This window comes from Geobacillus sp. LYN3, from assembly GCF_003064505.1.
Lineage (GTDB): Bacteria > Bacillota > Bacilli > Bacillales > Anoxybacillaceae > Parageobacillus_B > Parageobacillus_B toebii.
Genome location: NZ_QCWL01000001.1, coordinates 2266408 through 2289004 on the forward strand (window position 1 = coordinate 2266408; position 22597 = coordinate 2289004).

Annotated in this window: 25 protein-coding genes and 2 pseudogenes; 1 reads left to right on the top strand and 26 read right to left on the bottom strand. The window is 43.0% G+C overall.

Going from position 1 to position 22597, the window contains the following annotated elements:
* Window positions 1-42: 42 nt before the first annotated feature.
* The 22 genes and pseudogenes from DCC82_RS11815 to DCC82_RS11920 all read right to left on the bottom strand — a co-directional run.
* Window positions 43-576 (bottom strand): annotated as a pseudogene (locus tag DCC82_RS11815) (indole-3-glycerol phosphate synthase TrpC); the annotation flags it as partial.
* Complete coding sequence (trpD, locus tag DCC82_RS11820; protein ID WP_081189537.1) at window positions 569-1588, bottom strand: anthranilate phosphoribosyltransferase; 1020 nt, start codon at window positions 1586-1588, stop codon at window positions 569-571. The pseudogene DCC82_RS11815 and the gene trpD, both read right to left, overlap by 8 nt.
* On the bottom strand, window positions 1581-3107 hold the full coding sequence (gene trpE, locus DCC82_RS11825) for an anthranilate synthase component I (protein WP_015864278.1): 1527 nt from the start codon (window positions 3105-3107) through the stop codon (window positions 1581-1583). The genes trpD and trpE overlap by 8 nt, the downstream gene beginning before the upstream one ends.
* 196 nt (window positions 3108-3303) lie before the next feature.
* Window positions 3304-3684, bottom strand: coding sequence for a chorismate mutase (gene aroH / locus DCC82_RS11830; protein WP_015864279.1), 381 nt, complete (start codon window positions 3682-3684; stop codon window positions 3304-3306).
* Entirely contained in the window at window positions 3650-4777 is a 1128-nt protein-coding gene (gene aroB / locus DCC82_RS11835; protein WP_097354690.1) for a 3-dehydroquinate synthase, read from the bottom strand. The genes aroH and aroB overlap by 35 nt, the downstream gene beginning before the upstream one ends.
* A gap of 2 nt (window positions 4778-4779) precedes the next feature.
* A complete protein-coding gene (aroC, locus tag DCC82_RS11840; protein ID WP_015864281.1) occupies window positions 4780-5946 on the bottom strand; it encodes a chorismate synthase in 1167 nt (388 codons plus the stop codon).
* Window positions 5947-6064: 118 nt separating this feature from the next.
* Window positions 6065-6838 carry a CheR family methyltransferase gene (locus tag DCC82_RS11845; protein ID WP_062677575.1) on the bottom strand — a complete coding sequence of 258 codons (774 nt, stop codon included), beginning with the start codon at window positions 6836-6838 and terminating at the stop codon, window positions 6065-6067.
* A gap of 129 nt (window positions 6839-6967) precedes the next feature.
* On the bottom strand, window positions 6968-7414 hold the full coding sequence (gene ndk / locus DCC82_RS11850) for a nucleoside-diphosphate kinase (RefSeq protein ID WP_062677611.1): 447 nt from the start codon (window positions 7412-7414) through the stop codon (window positions 6968-6970).
* A gap of 101 nt (window positions 7415-7515) precedes the next feature.
* Entirely contained in the window at window positions 7516-8478 is a 963-nt protein-coding gene (gene hepT / locus DCC82_RS11855) for a heptaprenyl diphosphate synthase component II (RefSeq protein WP_015864284.1), read from the bottom strand.
* 17 nt (window positions 8479-8495) lie between these two features.
* Window positions 8496-9200: a demethylmenaquinone methyltransferase gene (gene menG, locus DCC82_RS11860; RefSeq protein WP_097354691.1), complete on the bottom strand. Its 705-nt coding sequence runs from the start codon at window positions 9198-9200 to the stop codon at window positions 8496-8498.
* A gap of 4 nt (window positions 9201-9204) precedes the next feature.
* Complete coding sequence (locus DCC82_RS11865; RefSeq protein WP_187252158.1) at window positions 9205-10041, bottom strand: heptaprenyl diphosphate synthase component 1; 837 nt, start codon at window positions 10039-10041, stop codon at window positions 9205-9207.
* Between the two features lie 69 nt (window positions 10042-10110).
* Window positions 10111-10335: a trp RNA-binding attenuation protein MtrB gene (gene mtrB / locus DCC82_RS11870; protein WP_015864287.1), complete on the bottom strand. Its 225-nt coding sequence runs from the start codon at window positions 10333-10335 to the stop codon at window positions 10111-10113.
* A 33-nt stretch (window positions 10336-10368) separates the two neighbouring features.
* The gene (gene folE / locus DCC82_RS11875) at window positions 10369-10935 is read right to left on the bottom strand and encodes a GTP cyclohydrolase I FolE (RefSeq protein ID WP_015864288.1); all 567 of its coding nucleotides are present in this window, start codon (window positions 10933-10935) and stop codon (window positions 10369-10371) included.
* Between the two features lie 401 nt (window positions 10936-11336).
* Window positions 11337-11609, bottom strand: coding sequence for an HU family DNA-binding protein (locus DCC82_RS11880; RefSeq protein WP_015864289.1), 273 nt, complete (start codon window positions 11607-11609; stop codon window positions 11337-11339).
* 316 nt (window positions 11610-11925) lie between these two features.
* The gene (gene spoIVA, locus DCC82_RS11885) at window positions 11926-13404 is read right to left on the bottom strand and encodes a stage IV sporulation protein A (RefSeq protein WP_015864290.1); all 1479 of its coding nucleotides are present in this window, start codon (window positions 13402-13404) and stop codon (window positions 11926-11928) included.
* Window positions 13405-13560: 156 nt separating this feature from the next.
* Window positions 13561-14283: a hypothetical protein gene (locus DCC82_RS11890; RefSeq protein WP_015864291.1), complete on the bottom strand. Its 723-nt coding sequence runs from the start codon at window positions 14281-14283 to the stop codon at window positions 13561-13563.
* 24 nt (window positions 14284-14307) lie between these two features.
* Window positions 14308-14511, bottom strand: coding sequence for a DUF2768 domain-containing protein (locus DCC82_RS11895; RefSeq protein WP_015864292.1), 204 nt, complete (start codon window positions 14509-14511; stop codon window positions 14308-14310).
* A gap of 200 nt (window positions 14512-14711) precedes the next feature.
* Window positions 14712-15749 (bottom strand): NAD(P)H-dependent glycerol-3-phosphate dehydrogenase, encoded by a 1038-nt coding sequence (locus DCC82_RS11900; protein ID WP_041269699.1) that lies wholly within the window; start codon window positions 15747-15749, stop codon window positions 14712-14714.
* A gap of 80 nt (window positions 15750-15829) precedes the next feature.
* The gene (gene der, locus DCC82_RS11905) at window positions 15830-17140 is read right to left on the bottom strand and encodes a ribosome biogenesis GTPase Der (RefSeq protein WP_015864294.1); all 1311 of its coding nucleotides are present in this window, start codon (window positions 17138-17140) and stop codon (window positions 15830-15832) included.
* 101 nt (window positions 17141-17241) lie between these two features.
* Window positions 17242-17427, bottom strand: a complete 186-nt coding sequence (locus DCC82_RS11910) for a capping complex subunit for YIEGIA (protein WP_015864295.1) — start codon at window positions 17425-17427, stop codon at window positions 17242-17244.
* 6 nt (window positions 17428-17433) lie between these two features.
* Window positions 17434-18321 carry a YIEGIA family protein gene (locus tag DCC82_RS11915; RefSeq protein ID WP_015864296.1) on the bottom strand — a complete coding sequence of 296 codons (888 nt, stop codon included), beginning with the start codon at window positions 18319-18321 and terminating at the stop codon, window positions 17434-17436.
* Complete coding sequence (locus tag DCC82_RS11920) at window positions 18318-18914, bottom strand: YphA family membrane protein (RefSeq protein ID WP_015864297.1); 597 nt, start codon at window positions 18912-18914, stop codon at window positions 18318-18320. The genes DCC82_RS11915 and DCC82_RS11920 overlap by 4 nt, the downstream gene beginning before the upstream one ends.
* A gap of 121 nt (window positions 18915-19035) precedes the next feature.
* Between DCC82_RS11920 and DCC82_RS11925 the strand changes: the two genes are divergently transcribed.
* Window positions 19036-19170 (top strand): YpzI family protein, encoded by a 135-nt coding sequence (locus DCC82_RS11925; protein WP_015864298.1) that lies wholly within the window; start codon window positions 19036-19038, stop codon window positions 19168-19170.
* A 128-nt stretch (window positions 19171-19298) separates the two neighbouring features.
* Here the strand turns inward: DCC82_RS11925 and DCC82_RS11930 are convergent, their stop codons facing one another.
* The 4 genes and pseudogenes from DCC82_RS11930 to DCC82_RS11945 form a co-directional block, all read right to left on the bottom strand.
* Window positions 19299-19526, bottom strand: a complete 228-nt coding sequence (locus DCC82_RS11930; protein WP_015864299.1) for a hypothetical protein — start codon at window positions 19524-19526, stop codon at window positions 19299-19301.
* On the bottom strand, window positions 19526-20719 hold the full coding sequence (locus DCC82_RS11935; protein WP_015864300.1) for a Ger(x)C family spore germination protein: 1194 nt from the start codon (window positions 20717-20719) through the stop codon (window positions 19526-19528). The genes DCC82_RS11930 and DCC82_RS11935 overlap by 1 nt, the downstream gene beginning before the upstream one ends.
* A gap of 40 nt (window positions 20720-20759) precedes the next feature.
* Window positions 20760-21872, bottom strand: a complete 1113-nt coding sequence (locus tag DCC82_RS11940) for a GerAB/ArcD/ProY family transporter (RefSeq protein ID WP_187252157.1) — start codon at window positions 21870-21872, stop codon at window positions 20760-20762.
* Window positions 21869-22525, bottom strand: a pseudogene (locus tag DCC82_RS11945) (spore germination protein); the annotation flags it as partial. The gene DCC82_RS11940 and the pseudogene DCC82_RS11945, both read right to left, overlap by 4 nt.
* Between the last annotated feature and the right edge of the window lie 72 nt (window positions 22526-22597).

Consider the following 22597-nt stretch of genomic DNA (forward strand, 5'->3'; position numbering starts at 1 on the left):
TGTATGGATCATATATCCATAGAACTAACACCAAAATCAAAGTTGATTTCCAACCATCACGGATTCAGGATCTAAAATATTTTCCAGCGTTTTACGCTCATGCACTTCGACCAAACATTCCAATCCTTTGTCGTATGCTTCCTGATATAGCTCATACAACGTTTTTGCCGGCAGCGCTTCGCCGATTAATAAAATCGCGTCAGCTCCAATTCGTACGCTCTCTTCGATTTGAATACGATCAATAATAAAATCTTTGCGCAAAATCGGAAGCTGTACCGCTTGCTTTATATCGCTTAAATAGCCGCGGTGTCCTTGGAAATATCGTTCATCCGTCAATACGCTGATCGCATCCGCCCCCGCTTTTTCATACGCTTTTGCGATCGCCACAGGATGAAAATCCGGTCGAATTAACCCTTTTGACGGGGAAGCCTTTTTCACTTCCGCAATAAGACCGATAGAACGGTTTGGTTTTTTCAGCGCCGCCGATAACGAACGACGCTGTACGTTTTGCAAAGGCTTTGGCAATGTGAGTGTCTCTATTTCTTTCTTTTTCGTTGCAATAATTTGTTCAAGCATACTTTTCTACCTCTTTCATGCGCAGTCGCTCAAATTGTTCATAGGCTTTCTTTGTCATCATCGCTTCTTTTGCCATTTCGACCCCTTCGCGAATCGTCGCTGCTTTCCCCGCTGCATATAACGCGACGCCAGCATTAAGAATGACGATATTGATCGCGCTTTCGTTTGCTCTTCCTTCCACTACTGCCTTTAATAGTTCAGCACTTTGTTGAACCGTACGAACTTGAACGTGTTCTAACTTTCCACGCGCGAGCCCATATTGTTCCGGCGCGATCGTGAAACGGCGAATTTCACCATGTTTCAGTTCGACTACATCTGTTTCCGCCGAAATGCTGCATTCATCAAGTCCGTCTTTTCCGGTTACCAATAAAACGTGTTCCGAGCCAAGTCGGTGAAGAGTTTCCGCAAGTTTTTCCGCGTATTGTGTCGAATAAACACCGATTACTTGCCGCTTGCACCGTGCTGGATTCGAAAGTGGTCCAATTAAATTGAATACAGTGCGAAACCCGATTTCTTTACGCGGCAATGCAGCATATTTCATGGCGGAATGATATAGCGGCGCGAACAAAAAAGCCAATCCTTTCGTTTTTAGCGCTCGTTTCGCTTCCTCCGGGGTTGCTTGAATATCAATATGAAGCGCTTCTAATACGTCCGCGCTTCCGCTTTTTGAGGAAACCGCTCGGTTGCCATGTTTGGCCACTTTGACACCAAGTGATGATACGACGATCGCCGCCGCAGTGGAAATGTTGAATGTCGATGCCCCGTCTCCCCCTGTTCCGCACGTATCAATGGCTTCTTCTTCATAATCGAGCGTCATCATTCGGCTGCGCATCGCTTTCACCAATCCTGTCAATTCATCGACCGTTTCCCCGCGCAATCGCAAAATGGATAAGAAACTGGCAATCTGGCTGGCAGAGGCTTCTCCAGACATTATCATCATCATCGCCTCATACGCTTCTTCTTCTGTCAACGTATACCCCTCAATACATTTGGCAAGAAGTTGCTTAAACATATATATTCTCTCCTTTCGCAAACAATCGTTCGGCACGTTCCATCGCTTTGATTAAGGCGCTCGCTTTATTGCGCGTTTCTTTCCACTCCAATTCTGGAACGGAATCCGCGACAATTCCCGCGCCTGCTTGCACGTAAGCATAACCGTCTTTTACAATCGCAGTGCGAATCGCGATACATGAATCAATATTGCCGTCAAAACCGATGTAGGCAATCGTTCCAGCATATAAATTTCTTGCCGTCGGTTCTAGCTCCTGTAAAATTTGCATCGCCCTTACTTTCGGCGCACCGCTTACCGTTCCGGCTGGAAAGGCCGCTAACAGCGCGTCAATCGGGTGAATTCCTTCCTTTAACACACCCGTTACTTTCGAAATCAGATGCATGACATGGGAGAACTTTCCAATTTCCATTAACACTGGCGTCTCGACTGTACCATATTTCGCTACTTTTCCGATATCGTTGCGGGCTAAATCTACTAACATATAATGTTCGGCTCTCTCTTTCGGGTCATTGTAAAGCTCCCTTTGAAGATGCTCATCTTCTTCTGCCGACCGTCCTCTTCTTCTAGTCCCGGCGATCGGGTGGATTTCCATATGACGGTTATGCACTTGAATTAACTTTTCCGGAGAGCTTCCGACAATTTCGATACCGTCTAGCTGAAAATAAAACATATATGGCGACGGATTAATATGACGCAGCATTCGATAAATGTGAAACCCGCTCACTTGAATCGGAACGGTAAATCGCTGGGACAATACCGCCTGAAAAACATCTCCGTTGGCGATATAGCTTTTAATGGTTTCTACATCCCTCATAAATGATGCTTTGTCATAATTGGATATGACACCTTGAAAGGAAACACGCGTTTCTTCGTCATCGTGATGAAGCAATAACAATGGCTCTTCCCTTCCGCTTGCTGCTTTTTTCATCAATGTTTCGATTCGCTTTAACCCTTCCCCGTACTTTCTCTTCTTCGCTTCTTCTGTGTCCTTGTCGGATATGCGGACATAATGAATAAACACAATCTCACGCTTATGATGATCAAACACGATCAACGATTCACAAAACGTAAAATAACCCGTCTTCAAGGAAATATCGCGATTGGAATGAATTGGGACTTTTTCGATTGCGGAAATGAAATCATATCCTAAAAAACCGACCGCGCCGCCGGTAAATGGTATCTCGCTTGCAAGCTGCTTGACGCGCAGCTTCTGCTCAATGAACAGAAATGCTTCTTTTAACGAAGAAGCTTTCATCATTTCTTCGCCGCGCTCATCCATCACAGAAAACGTATGGCCGGTTTCACTCTCAATCGTTAAAAACGGCGATAAACCGATAAAGGAATAGCGGGCCCATGGCGATTGATCATCTTTGCTTTCTAGCAAAAACACCGCTTCACTTTTTAAATTTTCAAATATTTTCACCGGTTCAAACACATCTGCAAAAAAGCGGCGTACAATCGGAATGGTCTGGAAATGAACCGCATCTTCCAAAAAAGTGGTGATTGTGCAGTTTTTCATTATCTCTCCTCCGTTCATTCGGATGGAGAATGAGGGTTTATGAGGCGAAAAAGGGGAATAAAAAACCCAAAGACAGATGTCTTTGGGTAGATTTCTCATCACACGTACAAAAAAACTCACCTCAACTAAACTCACTCATTCTCATCTACCCTAAGCTCTGCTCTTACTCTGCTTATTACTTTTGTTTACTATGATATTACATTTCTGTTTTTTTTGTCAATGACAAATCTGGGCGCAATGTGACGGCATCACGTAAATAAATGTGGGAAATTTCCTCTTGTTTCTTCGTTGTCTCAACAGTCATCATCACACGTATGCAACGCGGCAATGTGTTGGGAACCGGAATTTCTCTCATACACATAACCGGAACGTACGTCCATCCTTCTATGCGGCGCAGCGCTTGTGCTGGAAACGCCGCGGTAATATCTTCGGTAACAGATATAAGAACGAACGATACATCGCTTGCGGTTACGTCATTGGCGCGAATCATTTCTTTCAGCAATGTTTCTGTGGCATCGACAATTTCCTCCGCTTCATTGCGTTCAACAGTAATGGCACCTCGAATTCCGCGGATCATTCTCTCCCTCCTCCCGCTGAAATTTGCGAAGCAATGCCAGCAGCGTTTCATCATCGAGCGGTTTTATTTCTGCCATGCCAATGTCTTTCAAAAGCACCATGCGGACCGTTCCTGCTCTTGCTTTTTTATCCCCTTTCATTTTTTCAAGGAGACGGTTTATATTTAGTTGTTTCGGAATGGAAACAGGGAATCCATATGTACGAAACCAAGAAGAAAAACGATCGTAATCCAGCGACATGTTATACACCCGCTCGCTTACAAAAATCGCAAAGAGCATCCCAAGCGCCACCGCATCGCCATGCGTCATCGCTCCATAGCCAAGTTCATTCTCAAGCGCATGCCCAAGCGTATGCCCAAAATTTAAATGCGCGCGAACGCCAGTTTCTTTTTCATCTTCCCGCACGACGCTTGCCTTTACTTCAATTCCTTTTTTAATGCAATATTGCAATCGCTCCCCTTTTAAGTCCGCAAGCTCGCGGATTTCTTGCCGCAGCCATTGATAAAAATCGCGGTCGCGAATAAGCGCGTGCTTAATTACTTCGGCAAAACCGGAGCGCAATTCTTTTTCCGGCAAGGAACGCAAAAAAGCAATATCATAAACGACCGCTTCCGGCTGGTAAAACGCTCCGATCATGTTTTTTCCAAGCGGATGATTGATCGCCACCTTGCCGCCAACGGCGCTGTCATGCGCAAGAAGCGTCGTCGGGATTTGAATGTATGGGATGCCGCGCATATAAGTGGCAGCGACAAATCCAGCTAAATCGCCGACAACGCCGCCGCCAAAGGCAAGAATAAGCGATTTGCGGTCAAGCCCGTATTGAAGCGCAGCGGTTTGACATGCATAGTATTGCTCAAATGATTTCGCCTCTTCCCCGCTCGGTATGACATATGTGTACACATCATAATCATTGGCAAGCAATGCGCAAAGTCTCGATAAATACAATTGTTCCAACGTTTTATCGGTGATAATAAGCAATTTCGTCCCTTTGGAAAAAGACAATTGCCGGAGAATGTCCGGAAGAGACTCAATGATTCCTTCACCGAGAAATAACGGGTACTGTTTTGTTTTCGTTTCAATAACGATTTGTTCCATCGTTAAAACTCCCTTGCATAACGGCGCATTTTTTCTACGTTTTCTTTAATGAGATCCATTCGGTCTTGACCGAACTGATCAACGATTGCCGAAGCAACTTCCCAAGCGACTACTGCTTCGGCGACAACGCTTGCCGCTGGTACCGCACAGCTGTCCGAACGCTCGATGCTTGCTGTAAACGGCTCTTTTGTTTCAATATCCACGCTTTGCAATGGCTTGTAAAGCGTTGGAATCGGCTTCATTACCCCGCGTACGACAATTGGCATCCCGGTTGTCATCCCGCCTTCAAATCCACCGGCGCGGTTTGTCCGGCGCGTAAATCCTTTTTCTTTGCTCCAAATAATTTCATCATGTACTTCGCTTCCCGGGCGTCGCGCCGCTTCAAAGCCGATGCCAAATTCAACGCCTTTAAATGCGTTAATGCTCACAATCGCCGCGGCAATTTTCGCATCAAGCTTCCGGTCGTAATGAACGTGGCTGCCGACCCCTGCAGGGACGCCTTCGACAATGACCTCCACAATGCCGCCGATCGAGTCGCCGTTTTTCTTCGCTTCATCGATCGCTTCCATCATTTTGACTGCCGCTTTTTCATCAAAACAGCGCACCGGCGACTCTTCTGTCACTTGCTGCAATTCCTCAAGCGAACGATAATCCATTCGCTCCGCACGAACTCCGCCAATTTCTATCACATGTCCGGCGACGCGAATGCCAAGCTCTTCTAAAATCCGCTTTGCCACCGCACCTGCAGCAACCCGTACTGTCGTTTCCCGGGCTGACGATCGTTCTAATACATTGCGCATATCACGATGCCCGTATTTTAATGCACCATTTAAATCGGCATGCCCAGGACGCGGGCGCGTCACCTTCCGTTTTACTTCTTCTGCTGAATCGATCGGCTCAATTGACATAATGTTTTGCCAATGTTTCCAATCACGGTTTTCTACGACAAGTGTGATCGGTGAGCCTAACGTTTTCCCGTGGCGCACACCGCTGAAAATTTTCACTTCATCTTTTTCAATTTGCATCCGCCGACCACGGCCGTACCCTTTTTGTCTTCTTGCCAGCTCTTTATTAATATGTTCAGCAAGCAACGTCAGCCCAGCCGGCACTCCTTCTAAAATGGTCGTTAACTGTGGTCCGTGTGATTCTCCCGCTGTTAAATATCTCATCCTGTTCTCTCCCTTCAACTCTTTAACGCGGTTAAGTAACAATATATCATAAATTAAAAAAATGAAAATAGTTTTTGATAAAAAAAGAATTCATCTTGCCGATGAACTCTCGGATGAACTATTTTATTTTACGATAAAAAAATGTGTCTTCTATTTCAAAACCGTATAAGGCTGGGTTAAAAATTTGTTCCGTGCTGCCGACAAACAGTATTCCGCCTGGCCTCAACGCTTGATTAAATTTATAGTAGAGTTGTTGTTTTGCCTCCTCTGTAAAATAAATAAGCACATTGCGGCATACAATTAAATCAAATTGACGGCCGAATGGATCGGCAAGCAAGTTATGCTTTTTAAACGTCACCGTTCTTTTTATCTTTTCGTCGATTTGATAATACATTCCTTCTTTCTTAAAAAACTTTTTTTTCATTTCTTCCGGAATTTCTTGCAATGACCGTTCCGTATACAGCCCTATTTTCGCGCGGGCAATCGCGTTTTCATCGATATCTGTTGCTAAAATGGAGACATGGGCTAGCGGTATGTATTTCGATAAAATCATCGCTACCGTATAAGGTTCTTCTCCGGTAGAACAGGCAGCGCTCCATATTTTTAAGCGGCGGTTTTGTTCGAAGAGTTTCGGCAAAATCTTTTTTTCAAGCACTTCCCACCGTTTCGCATTTCGATAAAATTCCGACACGTTAATCGTCATTCGGTCAAGAAATTCATGAAACAGTGCCTCGTCTTTTTCCATTGCTTGAAAAAATTCTTGAAAATTTTTTAATCCTCTTTTTTCATAGAGCGACGTTAAGCGTCTTTTCATTTGCGCTTCTTTATACTGAGCAAGGTCAATGCCTGTTTTTCGCTTGATGTTCTCAATAAACCACTGGTAGTCGTTCATTCTCGTTTTTCCTCTCTTTTCTCATTTCCAAACGAGTGCGCCTATGCCCTAGTATATCGTAAAACCAGCTAAAAAGAGAACAGAAAATTAGAAATAAAAAACCGGCCATGTCACTGACCGGTCTTCTTTCTAATATACCCATTCGTTCATTAATTTTGAATAATTGACAAGCTCTTCTTCTTTGAAAAATAAGCGAATTTCCCGTTCAGCGCTTTCCGGGGAATCGGAACCGTGAATGACGTTTTTCCCGACAGTCAGACCATAATCACCGCGAATCGTGCCAGGCGCTGCTTCCTGCGGGTTTGTTTTTCCCATCATTTGTCTAGCCGCCGCAATAACGTTTTCGCCTTCCCATACCATTGCAAATACAGGGCCTGATGTAATAAAGTCTACTAGCTCTCCGAAAAACGGACGTTCTTTATGTTCCGCATAATGCTGTTCTGCTAACTCTCGGGATACTTGCATTAACTTTGCACCGACAAGCTGGAAGCCCTTTTTCTCAAAGCGAGCAACAATCTCGCCGATTAAGTTGCGCTGAACCCCGTCAGGTTTGACCATGATAAACGTTCTTTGCATCATCAATTCTCCACCCCTACTGTGATATGTACTAGGAAATCGGATCCCCAACAAAATAGTACCATTGTTTTCGCGCATTAGCAATAATGTCCTTGAAAGCGCTAGAAATCCCTTTTTCCGATATATTTTGCTATGTCATATAATGTGGAACGCGCCTTATTGTTTGGCAGCGTTTCTAATACACGAAACGCTTTTTGCAGATAGCGGTCGCTAAGCGCATACGATTTTTCGATCGCACCAGTTTGTTTAATCAACGTAATAATTTCTTTCATTTCGTTTGGCGTTGTTTTCGGATGAACAGCTGTAATTCTCTCTCTTGCATGTTTATCCTCCATCGCGAATAACGCAGGAAGCGTTACATTTCCTTGCAATAGATCGCTTCCCGCCGGCTTGCCGAGCTTTGCTTCCGTGCCGGTAAAATCAAGAATGTCATCCGTAATTTGAAATGACATGCCAACATAATAGCCAAATAAGTAAAGACGCTCTGCCACGTCTTTTGCAGCGTTTGCGGCAATCGCTCCGAGCTGGCAGCTTGCCGCAATCAATAGCGCTGTTTTTCGTTTGATGCGCCGCAAGTAACAACGAAGGTTTTGATCGAAACGATATTTATCTTTAATTTGTTCAATTTCACCACGGCATACTTCGACAATCGTATTCGCTAAAATGCGATGAGCAAGCGGATTCTCAAGGCGTGCCATCTGTTCAAGAGAACGGGCAAACATATAGTCGCCGGTATACATGGCAAAACGATTGTTCCATTTTGCCTTAATCGTTTTTCTTCCTCTCCTTAGCTCCGCATCATCAATCACATCATCATGAACGAGTGAAGCCATGTGGATTAACTCCAACGCCACTGCCACATGTTTAATTCGTTCAATATCATATGTACCGAATTTTGCGGCAAGCAATACAAAAACGGGACGGATCCGTTTTCCGCCCGCCTGCAACAAGTGTAGCGCAGCCTCGCTCAATTGCGAGTAATCGGACTGGACCGTTTTTTCTAATTCTTTTTCAACTGCACGTAAATCCGTATTCAAAAACGAATACATTGCTTTTAACTTCATCCTGTTCACCTTAACTATTATCGTTTATGACCTAAATGCATTGCAGCAACTCCAAATGTGTACGATTTGACTTCAATATCGACGAAGCCGGCGTCGCGGAACATCTGTGCAAGCTCATCCCTTCCAGGAAAATCGCGCGCCGATTCCTGAAGCCACGAATATTCTTCATAACTCTTTGCAAATAACTTTCCAAATAGAGGCATAATAAAGCGAAAGTAAAAATAGTATAACTGACGAAAACCAATTAACGTCGGCTGCGATGTTTCAAGGCAAACGACTTTGCCGCCTGGCTTTACGACGCGATACATTTCTTTCAGCACCGTCATATAGTCAGGTACATTGCGCAAACCAAAGCCAATCGTTACATAATCAAACGTATTATCAGGAAATGGTATGTTCATCGCATTGCCGTGAATCAGTTTTACATTTGCCAACTGGCGTTCTTTTACTTTTTGTTCGCCAACTTGCAACATATTTTTGCTGAAATCAAGCCCGTATACTTCACCGCTTAGCCCGACCGCTTCAGCAAGCGCAATCGTCCAATCGGCAGTACCGCAGCAAACGTCGAGCGCCTTTTTCCCCTTTTGTACATTCATTCGCTTCATCGTATCCTCACGCCATTTGAGATGACGCCGGAAACTAATGACCGAATTCATTCGATCGTAATGTTTATAAATTTTTTCAAATACATGATGAACCCGTTCTTCTTTTGATTGATACATACTTCTACCCTTCTTCCACCGTCTTTTTCGCGATGGCTGAAAAACCGCCAGTTAACTCGGAAATGCGGATTTGCAACGCCTCATTGACTTCTAATTTTATTTTTAGCAATTTCTCTTTGCAATGGTCAATATAGCGATTACAAATATGGAGCAAATAATGTTTTTGCTCTTTTGTCACCATTTTTGTTTTTGGAAATACGATATTTGCCATTTGCTCAAACAAAACGGAAGAACCAGAATGGATAAACGTCTCTCTTTCCTTGTTTAACCGTTTTAACAGCAAGTAATCATACGAAAAATTTACCCATAACGGCGCAGAAAAATGCTCTGCCATTTTGCAAATTAATGCTGACTCAATCGTTCCAACACTGTCGAATAATGTTTCAATTCGTTCAATATCTTTTTGATATAATCGAATTTTATGCTCATTAATCTCTTTAATGGCCTCTGCAAACAGACGAATCATCGAAATTTCATTCAACTTTGCTAAATAATCGTAATATAAACCGCTATATAAATCCCCTGCAAGGACCACCAGTTGTCTTGTTTTCAAATCATCGTCTTCATGGTTGGAAACAGAATTTGTTACTTCGTCATGGGTATCAAGGGCGATTTGGACAAGCATCATTGGAATAATATAATGGTCAGCTTTCTCTGGGGAAATTTGCGCATCTTCTAACATGGATAATGATAGCAAAATGCGATCTTCGTCGATTGGTCTTGACGGTATATGCTGAAGCAAATAAGAATGGTGAAGAAATCGTTCAATTTGCTCTTTTAACAATGCGATTTTTATCATGATGTTTTTCAATATAATCACCCTTGCCCCAAAAATTTGCATACAATATAACGGAGTAATTATAACATAATTTTTCTGTAAACGCTCTAGTTTCAATAGAAAATCGTTAAATTACTTTTTTCCTTCTGACTCAATTTCTCCATGTCTCGTTTGAATATACGCTTTTCCTCTTACTTTAATGGCTGATGTATGTTCAGTGAATTGAGCGATCAACACTTCGCCTTTATCGAGCTTTTCCGAATGGTGAAAACGTGTATCCGCGCCTCTTGTTAGCCCGATGACGTTCACACCATCCTCGAGTGCTTTAATAACGATATAGTCGCTGTTTATATTCATAACTCTCTCCTCCTTTTTAGTTATTCGTATATTTTATCCTTTTATGAGCGAAAGCACTTCTGCACGGGCGACTTGGTCCGTTTCAAATACTCCTCTCACCGCCGTTGTCACTGTTTTTGCTCCTGGTTTTTTCACGCCGCGCATCGTCATGCACATATGTTCTGCTTCGACCACTACCATTACTCCATATGGATCGAGTGTTTCCATAATCGAATCAGCCACTGTCGCTGTAATGCGTTCCTGCAATTGTGGGCGGCGAGCTACTGTTTCCACCGCTCGTGCCAGCTTGCTTAACCCTGTGACTTTTCCGCCGCGAGGAATATATGCGACATGAGCGACTCCAAAAAACGGAACTAAATGATGCTCGCACATAGAGTAAAACGGAATATCTTTGACTAGCACTAACTCCTCATGGTCTTCACTAAACACGGTTTGAAAATGCTGCTTTGGATCTTCATGCAATCCCGCAAATACTTCGGCATACATCTTCGCAACTCGTTTTGGCGTATCGACCAATCCTTCACGATTCGGATCTTCCCCAATCGCCTCTAAAATCAACCGAACTGCATATTCAATTTGTTCATAATTCACGTGTGGCATACAAACAACATCCTCCTGCATCATAAAAGCTGAATGTAATCCGATTCTAGCATATATAACGAAAAAAAAGCAAAAAAGAAGGGAAGCATATCGCTACCCTTCCTTAAAAGCTCTTGATTGCTTTATTATCTGAACCTCCCGATGGCTAAAGCCACGGGGTTCTTGTGTACTATAGAGCTTCTTCCATACCTTCGCATGGATACTGACTCTAATTCCACAAGACTTTCATGGGCAAACACCTCACTGGTGCTTATCGCCCTGTGCGCCCGATTCAAGACGTTGGATTTTTCTTCTCTATAAGAGTAGTATACCATCTTTGACTACGTCAAAGCAATCGGTTCATCCCATGTCTAAAGACGGGCTACACCCTGCATGGGCTTTCTCCGATTGTACTTGTAAGCTTACTTTACAGCATCTTTAAGAGCTTTACCTGGTTTGAAAGCAGGAACTTTGCTCGCAGGAATTTCCATTTCTTCTCCTGTTTGCGGATTGCGCCCTTTACGAGCTGCACGCTCACGCACTTCAAAGTTCCCAAATCCAATTAATTGAACTTTATCACCTTTTCTTAACGCTTCCGTAATAGATTCAAATACAGCATCTACTGCTTTTGTTGCGTCCTTTTTGGAAAGACCGCTAGTTTCAGCAACTGCGTTGATTAAATCCGTTTTATTCATACCATTCACCTCCTCCCAAGAGAGTTGTAAAAAAATTTCTTACTAATTCCATTTCTTCACATTTTCTCATATTTCTATACGTATAAAATTCGGTGACATGCCTAATATTAAACAATTTATCGCTATAATTCAACACATTTTCAACAAATCAATAAAATTTAGGCACATTTCACCAAAGAAAGCAACTTTTTCTGATAAAAGATTATCATATGTCCTATACGTTATCAAGATAAAATCCTTGTTTTCAAGGGTTTCTATCATTTTCTCACATAATAATGCGGGCAGTAAAAAAAGACTCCAAACATGGAGCCTTTTTTTATAAAATAATTGCGATTAAACCGCCAGAGCCTTCGTTAATAATACGCTCTAGCGTTTCTTTTAACTTGTAACGCGCATTTTCCGGCATCAGGGCAAGTTTTGCTTGAATGCCTTCGCGGACGATCGAGCTAAGCGAACGGCCAAATATGTCTGAATTCCAAATGGAGAGAGGATCATCTTCGAAATCTTGCATTAAATAACGGACAAGTTCTTCGCTTTGTTTTTCCGTACCGATAATTGGCGCAAATTCCGATTCGACGTCCACTTTAATCATATGAATGGACGGAGCTACCGCTTTTAGCCGAACACCGAAGCGAGATCCTTGGCGAATAATCTCCGGCTCTTCTAGGCTCATATCGGAAAGCGCCGGCGCTGCAACACCGTAACCGGTTTGTTTAACCATTTTCAGCGCATCAGCAATTTGATCATATTCGGCTTTTGCATGGGCAAAATCTTGCATGAGCTGTAATAGATGATCCCTTCCGCGAATTTCTACACCAACGACTTCTTTTAAAATTTGATCATACAGTTCATCTGGTGCATATAAATCAATTTCCGCAATTCCTTGCCCCATTTCAATGCCGGCAAGGCTGGCTCTTTCAATAAAATCATATTCGCTGAATTGCTGCACAACTCTGTCGACATCGCGCAGCCGTTTGATGTCTTTTACCGTATCGCGCACAGCTTCTTGATAGCTTTCGCGAAGCCAATGATCTTCGCGGAGCACCATGACCCAGCTCGGTAAGTTCACATTCACTTCTAATACCGGAAACTCATATAATGCTTCACGAAGCACGTTATAAACGTCCGCTTCCCGCATGCCTTCTACGCTCATTGCCAACACTGGAATATCGTATTTTTCCGCAAGCTCGCGACGAAGAACTTCTGTATCAGGATGATGAGGGCGAACGGTATTAATAATCATAATAAACGGCTTACCGACTTCCTTCAGCTCATTAATGACGCGCTCTTCTGCTTCCACATAATCTTGGCGCGGAATCTCGCCGATTGTGCCGTCGGTCGTAATGACCACACCGATCGTAGAATGTTCTTGAATCACTTTTCGTGTGCCGATTTCTGCCGCTTCGTGAAACGGAATCGGCTCCTCGTACCATGGGGTATGAATCATACGCGGGCCGTTTTCATCTTCATAGCCTTTTGCGCCTGGAACAGCATATCCTACACAATCAACGAGGCGAATATTTACTTCTAATCCCTCATCGACTTTTACGGTAACAGCTTGGTTCGGTACAAATTTTGGCTCCGTCGTCATAATCGTTTTTCCAGCGGCGCTTTGCGGCAGTTCATCTTGCGTACGCGCTTTATCTGCTTCGTTTTTAATGTTAGGGATGACGACAAGTTCCATAAATCTTTTTATAAAAGTAGATTTACCGGTCCGGACCGCTCCGACTACTCCTAAATAAATATCGCCACCAGTTCGCTCGGCGATATCTTTGAAAATATCGACTTTTTCCAAATGACTCCCCTCCAGTCTTTGGGTCGTTATAGTTAACAACCGAATTTGCTAGTATTGTAGGACACTATATGAATATGATGTTGTCCTATTCATTTATGACTAAAATATAAAAAATCCCTTCTCTAGAATGTATTTTCCTAGAGAAGGGTTCATGACTTAATTCGTTAAAAAAATTGGTTCATTTGTTTTGGGATCAATCGTATATGGAAGGGAGTAAGCCGGCACAAACAACGAATGTTTCACTAATATATCGCGAATATCATCACCTGGGCGATAATGGTGTTTTTCTTTTCTTAACGCATTATATAAATCAATGCGATAATCGATATAAATTTCTCCATTATAGTCAATGACAAATGGCAAATTGTTTCCCGAAAATGGACTGACAGCATGCGGCGGCTCTTTATAACCGAGTTTTTTATAATCAAGTGTAAATACTCCTTTTGCGATCATTTTCTTAAACGGAGGATATTTATGTTGATCTTGATACATTTTCAAACGCAATTTCAGTTCGCGAATTTGTTCGGCTGAGCGCAAGTCAAGCAACTTAACGGTTGGATTGTTTTCGGCATCTACAATGACGTATTGAAAAATCCCGCCGCTTTCATAGGCGTTTCCTGGTGGTTCCTGCATATAACGTGGTATTAATTTATTAAAATCAATAGGATACTTTTGATAAATCGGAGTTTTCATATCGCGCGTTTTTATCGGCAAAAGCCCTCCCGTCGCTTCACGGTATTGATTAACTGCCGATTGCACCGCAGCCACTTGGTCTTCGTACGGAATTTGATTTTGTTTTAACCGTTCTTCTGGATACAGACAGCCTGAGAGAGAGAATAACATCAAGCACAATGCCATGCAACGAACAATCCATTTCATTTACAATCCATCCTTTAACCGTGTCTATTCTGGTGTAGGTCCGCTAAATACGACAAAAATAATAATAATTCCTGCTAAAATCATAAGGACATAAGCGATAAATGCCAAAATAAATCGAATAATCTTGTTTTTTGCTTTATAACGGCTAATATAAATTGAAAATACCGAAATAAACATGAATACCATTGAGGTAATGGCAATCCACATTTTCGCCAACGCCGGTGACATCGTTTTTCCTCCTTTTTTCGACACTTATTATAGCATATCACCTAATACACGGCGCAAAAAAAACTGAAGTAAAGCGGGGCTTTCTTTACTTCAGTTTAACAATAATACCCTTGTTCCGGAAGCTCAAGTCTATAGTTGTTCGTAGTATTGTATGCGAAGTACAAACAACTTGTATCATCGAACGCCTATTTTCTTTATTTTTACTGTTGCGATTCCGTAAGAATATTCATTAAATCATCCATCTCTTGCGTTTTCCCGCGCGACATTAACGAATCCACCGCATCTTTTGGATCTTTTCCGTCGAACAGTACTTCATAAAGCACTTCCGTGATTGGCATTTTTACTCCGAGTTTTTTGGCAAGCTGATAAGCCGCTTTCGTTGTTCTTACCCCTTCTACAACCATTCCCATGCTTTCAAGCACTTCATCCAGCTTTTTTCCTTTTCCCAACATATGACCAGCGCGCCAATTTCGTGAATGAACACTTGTACATGTGACAATTAAGTCGCCGACGCCTGTTAATCCGGCAAAGGTCAGCGGATTGGCACCAAGCGCGCAGCCTAAGCGGGCAATTTCTGCAAGACCTCTTGTAATAAGGGCCGCTTTTGCATTATCCCCATATCCTAATCCATCCGTAATACCGGCAGCTAAAGCGATAATATTTTTCAACGCTCCACCGAGTTCAACCCCAATTAAATCCGGATTGGTGTAAACGCGAAAGTATTGGTGGTTCATAAACAAATCTTGAATGCGCTCCGCCGCTTTCATGTTTTTCGAAGAAACGGTTACGGTCGTCGGATGGCGCAAGCTTACTTCCTCGGCATGGCTCGGGCCAGATAAGACGACAACATCTTGCAAAAGCTCTCCCATTTCTTCCTCAATGATTTCAGAGACACGTTTATGTGTGTCTGGTTCAATTCCTTTACTCACTGCTACAATGGTGATTGGTTCATGAATACAATTGCCCACTTTCCGTAATACTTCTCGGATTGCTTTTGTCGGTACAGCTAACACAACCGTTTGAATATGATCTAGCGCCCGACAAAGATCATCATAACCAACAATTCCTTCAGGCAGCTGAATCCCTGGCAAATATTTTTCATTCGTCCGTTTTGTGTTTATTTCCTCAATCTGCTCCGAACGGTGCCCCCAAAGACGAACAAGATATTTGTTATCTGCTAAAACAATGGAAAGCGCTGTCCCCCAGCTTCCTGCTCCTAGCACTGTAATTTGCTCCATCGTTTCTCACTTCCTTTTATAAAATTGCTTGCCGCCTCCGCTTTTCGGTGTCGCCGATGAGCAGGCGCCCTTCGCTTTTCTTATTTCCTTGGTCTGGCGATGATTTTTATTGGTGTGCCTTCGAAGCCAAACGCATCGCGGATGCGGTTTTCTAAAAAGCGTTCATAGGAGAAATGCATCAATTCTGGGTCGTTGACAAAAACAACAAACGTTGGCGGTTTTACAGCCACTTGCGTCATGTAATAAATTTTTAAGCGCCGTCCGTTATGCGTTGGTGTCGGATTCATTGCTACTGCATCCATAATCACTTCATTCAACACATTTGTTTGCACGCGCATCGCATGATTTTCACTCACCATGCGAACGAGCGGCAATAATTTATGTAAGCGTTGTTTTGTTTTTGCAGAAACAAAGATAATTGGCGCATAATCAAGAAATGGAAAATGATCACGAATTTTCCGCTCAAATTCGATTAATGTTTTGTCATCTTTTTCAATCGCATCCCATTTGTTTACAACAATGATTACACCTCGCCCCGCTTCATGGGCATATCCGGCAATTTTTTTATCTTGTTCGATAATCCCCTCTTCGGCGTTCAAAACAACGAGAACGACATCAGAGCGCTCAATCGCTTTTAACGCGCGCAATACACTATATTTTTCGGTGCTTTCATAAATTTTTCCTCTTTTTCTCATTCCTGCTGTATCAATAATAACATATTCTTGTCCTTCCCTCACAAACGTTGTATCGACAGCATCCCGTGTCGTACCGGCAATATCGCTGACAATGACGCGCTCTTCTCCTAAAATGGCATTAACAAGGGATGATTTGCCAACGTTCGGCCGTCCGATTAAACAAAACTTAATTACATCTTCTTCATATTCTTCTTGACCGCGTTTTGGAAAATGACGTGCTACTGCATCCAATAAATCACCGAGCCCCGTTCCGTGCGAACCGGAAATCGGATATGGATCGCCAAACCCAAGTGCATAAAAATCGTAAATGAGATCGCGCATTTCTGGATTATCAATTTTATTCACCGCAAGGACAACAGGTTTGTTAGAACGGTGTAAAATTTTCGCTACTTCCTCATCAGCCGCTGTCACTCCATCACGGCCGTTTACCATAAAAATAATAACGTCTGCTTCATCGATCGCGATTTCCGCTTGTTGGCGAATTTGCACTAAAAGCGGCTCATCGCCAATATCGATCCCACCTGTATCAATTAAGTAAAATTTATGATTTAACCATTCCGCGCTGCTGTAAATTCTGTCGCGAGTCACCCCAGGTACATCCTCCACAATGGAAATACGCTCACCAACGATTCGGTTAAAAATCGTTGATTTTCCAACATTCGGACGTCCAACAATTGCTACGACTGGATTGGTCATGCTATCACCCTTTCTTTACGTATCGCGACTGTAAAAAAGCACCCTTCAAGGAAGGGTACAGCTGTTTTATTTTATCAAAAACACCATTCGCCAACAATAATCTAATGCTTGACAATGATGAATAATTCTTCTGCCAGCTCATGAGCAATCCCATCAAGAATCGCTTCTAAATTGGCGGCGATCCTCTCCATTTCTTCTTTTGTTTCACATGTAAAAATCGGAGCCCCTCCCGCAACTTTTTGCGCATTCGTTGTAATGACAGCTAGGATCATTTTCTCATGTGTCATATTCTTCTATTCTCCCCTTCGAATAAACTGCCGTTTTTTTGGCATACGAATAGCATTTTCTAATATCGGTGCATTCTCAATAATCTTTTTTGCCTTTTCGATATCATTCACCTGCGGCAAAATAAAAATACCCACACGCCCATCATTTAAATCCCGTTTGGCTAGGGGCACAAGCGCCGGCGTCCCTGAATCGCGATATACTCCAAGCGCGGAAGATACGTCATGCAAAATCGCCTGCCGTTGTCCCAGGTTTGCAATCGTTGTGCGCGCATTAAAATTTTTCGGCGTTAAAATAAACCCCATCCCATATCGCAAAATCTCTTCGCGGCGTGCTTGCAGCCCGATATTCATAATGTAAATGTTATCAACATATAATCCCGCTCCTTCAAAATGCGGCTTTACATATTCCACGTCTGCAATATCTTTTAAGCGATTCCCTGTCATTAACCGGTGCGCAATGAACAAACAAATCACACTGACAACCATTGCTGCCCAAACATTCCATATTAAATACGCAAGTGTGGAAAAGAAAGAAGTAAAAATAACTAAATAGTTGCGCCCTTCAAAAACAATGGCAATTCCTTCAATATATGTCTTTCCGCGCGGCACAAGTTCATATTGGTCAAGTTCGTTCAATGTATTGCGTTCCATATTGCGCACTTCACGAAACTGCGACGCAGCAAGCGCTAAAAAAGTGATGGCTGTAAATTCTTTTTCCATAATGGCCGGAACGGCAATGGTGCCGAGGCCAGCAGCAATCACACCAAGAGCGATGTGAATGGTTTTTCCGTGCAAATATGTCGGATATTGACGATAGTCTGTCCGTAATAAATATAACCGTGTCAGCACTCCAACCACAACTCCATATAGAATGGGAAAAGTATATTCATTCATGGCTGTCTTGTCCCCCTTATTTGTTTTTTTCCATCGACATACACTGCAATCTGCTCGAATAGCGTCCAAATAAGCAAGCAAAACGCACTAATGGATATTGTGTCTAAAAAAGAAAAAGAACCAATGACATATGAAAACGCTACTCTTTTGGAAATGATGGAGTACAATATTTCTCCTTGGCAGCTTCCAACGATCAAGCATACTAAGCGTGATTGAATATTTTCGTAAAATAGAAAACATATTATGAATAGCATCCCTGCAAGCATCCATGTACGATCCATCCATATCCATACTGGGTCAAAAAGAACGAGCAATTGGAAAGATGTATAGGCAAAGGCAATCGTCAATGCGGCGATCACTAAATATAGAAGCTTCCGACGAGTTTGCTTTGCCGTGAAATAACAGGATAAGAAAAAAAGAAATAAAAAAGAAAGCGTTACACAAAAACTGCCTATATACAGCGAAACAGATGAGAGGATAATGGTAATCAATGCGATCGCGGCCAACATCGTCCGTTGGCGTGTTTTTTTCATAAAAAAAGTTGCGATCATCCATATTATCCAAAAAAAGGAGTAAAAATAAATACCTTCCATACCTTCCACCCCCTTATTATGTTCATTATTTCATCTTTTATGAACATTCATTCGCGCATAAGGAAAATAAAAAATAGTTATAGTAAAGAATGACATAGAAAAAGAAAGGAGCGAAAACAAAGTGGGCAAAGACCGGCAAGAAAAAAAGCTAAAACAATCACACCGCGTCGAGTCCGACCGTGATCAATCTATCGAACACAAAGGCGCAACAAGACTTGAAGACCCAGAAGCAGCAAGAGAACGAAATCAACACTAAAAAGTAGACGCACCGCATTTATCCGCGACAAGTGCAGAAAGATTAAAAAGGATAGCATCAAAAAAGCTGACTCCATGATTACAAATGGAGTCAGCTTTCAAATTGAAAAAGCAGAACATCAAGAACTTTTATTTTTCCATCATTCGCCCGAGTGGTTTATAAATATAGTCGATCATCTGCGTCGGACCTGGAAGATCGGGGTTCCATATTAACACTATCGCAAGAATCGTTCCCAGACTTAAAAGTACAACAAAAACGGCTTTTTCTTTTTTCTGCGTCCGGTTGATTCGCGGCCATTCGTATAGAAAGATGAGGGCAACCAAGACAAGAGTACCTAGTATTAATTCAATTTTCATTATTTTTTCACCTCTTGTTCAGGCAATCCTTGCGGAGCAGTGTCTATGCCCGGTCTGCGGACATATACCTTCGTCTTCACAACCACTTCAACGTCAGGGAAGATTTCCTCCCAGCGATCCTTTACCCGGTTCCATTCTCTTGGATATTTCCGGTGGAAAGTATCTGCAAAGCCAAAAATATCGGCTTTCATTTCTTTTTGTACTTTTTTCAATGTGTTTCTAATGCGCTTATTCGTCTCCTTTGCCAATTCTTTTTCGATCATTTTCGTATACTTAGGGTTTAGCAAATCTAATTTTGTTCCGTTTAATATGATATCGTCTTCCGCAGTCGCCTTTACGATCATCTTCCATTTGCCTTTCTCATATTTCGGGATAAGTTCCGTATGCGCTCTTATCAGCGTGGCCGTAATATTTCCCTTTTCCCCTTTCGGCTTAATCGTGATATTCGCCTCTTTAATCTCATTTCTGAGCCAAAGCACGCCCCGAGTCAACTGATCATCAATATCTCCGATCATTTTATCCTTCTTAAAAATGGCGGTACGTTGGATAAACGCAATGGGCTGCAGTTCTTTTTTCCCTTCTTCCGGCGGCTTGATCTTCACCATGGGAAGAGCCGCTGCACCGGCATCGCCGCTTAGCATTTGCAGAACATCTTTTACCGTTACTCGCAATAAAAGCTGCGATTCTGACAATTCCCGCAGCACTTCTGATGAGCTTTGCTCAATCGGAGGGACCAATTCAAGCACACTTTTCGCAGTTCCTTCACTCACTAATACATTGGAACGAAGGCGAACTTCTGGATTGCGGCTCAGAAAGTCGAGATGCTGGCGAATCCCTGCTTTTGCCGCTTTCTCCCCAAACACGATCACCTTGGTGTGTCCCCAGAAGACACGGCGAGGAAGCTTCTCTTGCAGGTTCGAGATCGCATCAGCCACGGTAACACCCGTACCCGATCTTATAATCGTTTCACTTCCGCCCGCGCCACCTCCGCCCATCATCTGACCTCCTCCACCGATGGATTTCGGAACAACTATTTCCACTGTAATCCTGATCTCCCCATTTTTTGTTTGATCAATTCCTAGGCCTACGATTAGCGCTAAATCGTTGACTTCTGTCCGGTCCCAACAGCCGCTTAGCAAAATAAGATGAACACAAGCGAAAACAATTTTTGCTACTCTTTGTAAGATGCCCATTCTAGTTTATCTCCTTTTTCCCCTTGTTTCATTGCTGCCCTTATCCTTGACATTTTACTTGATTTGGGTTGTTGGTTCTTTTGCGCCATTTTGCGATGAATAGGAGAAGGAGAGGAAGTCCCGTTTGAATCGACATTAGGTAAAACGGGGAAGAACTTCCTAGAAAATGGATCAATTCCATTAAATTCGGCGCCGACCAGATGGCAAATAGCAGCAGCAATAATCCCATGGGAAAAACGATTGGGCGATAATCTGACAAATTCAGCCATTGCGCCGTTCCCAGCACTAAAGCGTAATAAAAGACAGCAATCTTCAAAAAAACCCCTGATACCCAAAGGGCCATTACGACGGCTTCAAGGTGTTCTAGAAAGTCCGCAATACTAATATAACGGACAGCGCTCATTCCGGGATAAGTAAAACGATCTGTGATTCCTCCAAGGATGAAAAGGATGGCAATGTTGATGAAAGATAAAGTCAACATGACCGCAGTGACCGAGATCATGCCCCATTTCTTTCCTTTGTTGCGATCGGCCACATAAGGAAGCAGAAAAGCGATAAGAAGAAACTCACTAAACCAGCCTTGCGGGACCATCGCACCCATGAGCGAGGGCATTATTCCCTTTTCCATAATCGGAAACATATTCTTTGCTTCCATATCCGGGATCAAAAGGATAATATTGACCACTATCAGAATAATCACAATAGGCACGATCATTTCCGCAAGCCTGCCTATCACTTCCACACCGCCGCGGACAGCAAAGGAGCACACTAGGATCATACTTCCCATTATAAAAAATAATGGAGTATGAAAAAGAAAGTTGCCTACAACAAATTCGCCATACTCTCGGACAATAATCCCGCTTATATGCAAATGGAAAAATAAAAAGATCAACCCAACCACTTTCCCTAAAAATTTGCCGAGAATATCCCTGCTGTACTCGATAAGGGTTTTTCCTGGATAAAGCTGATGCAACTGAACGGCAATATGAACTATCAAAAAACCGATGAGAGAAGCCAAAAGAGGAGAGAGCCACATATCCTGTTTTGCGTGCCGGGCGGTGAGTGCAGGGACTAAAAGAATGGCGGTGGCGATAATTGTAGGATACATCATCATCCCCATTTGTGCGGCAGATATTTTTCCTTTCTCGATCATAATGGTCCTCCTTTGCCTTTACTCGTCTTGTCATCTCCGTAATCAGGACTCGGTCTCTGATTCGGACCTTGCCGCTCGATGTTATTATCCGCTCCCGTTAAATGAGGGCGTGTATTGAACTTCCAAAAAGGCGCGCGCAGCAGCACGTCTTTTATTTCGCCCCCTTGTATTGGAGTCATCGGAGATAAGTAGGGAACGCCGAAAGAACGAAGCGTCGCCATATGAGTAACAATCATAAGCAGCCCAAGCATAATCCCGAGAAGCCCTAACGTCCCTGCCAATAAGATCATCGGAAAGCGCAGCATCCTTAATGCCATTCCAGCCGTATAGCGCGGGACGATAAAAGAAGCAATCCCTGTTAATGCGACCACCATGATTAGTGGAGCAGAAACAAGACCGGCTTGGACCACAGCTTGCCCAATCACCAGCGCACCAACGATACTAACCGCGGCACCCGCTTGTTTAGGAAGCCTCACCCCCGCTTCACGTATGGCCTCAAATGCTAATTCCATGAGCACGGCTTCGACCAGCGCCGGAAAGGGAACTTTCTCCCGAGAAGTGGCAATGGTTATCAAAAGTGTAGTAGGAAGCATTTCCTGATGAAAAGTAAGGAGCGCCACATACAACGACGGCAGTAAAAGAGATATCAAAAGAGTAACTATTCAGCCACATCATAAAGTGAGCTGAATATTTTCTTCTTTCCTTGTCTATGATGTGAATATTGA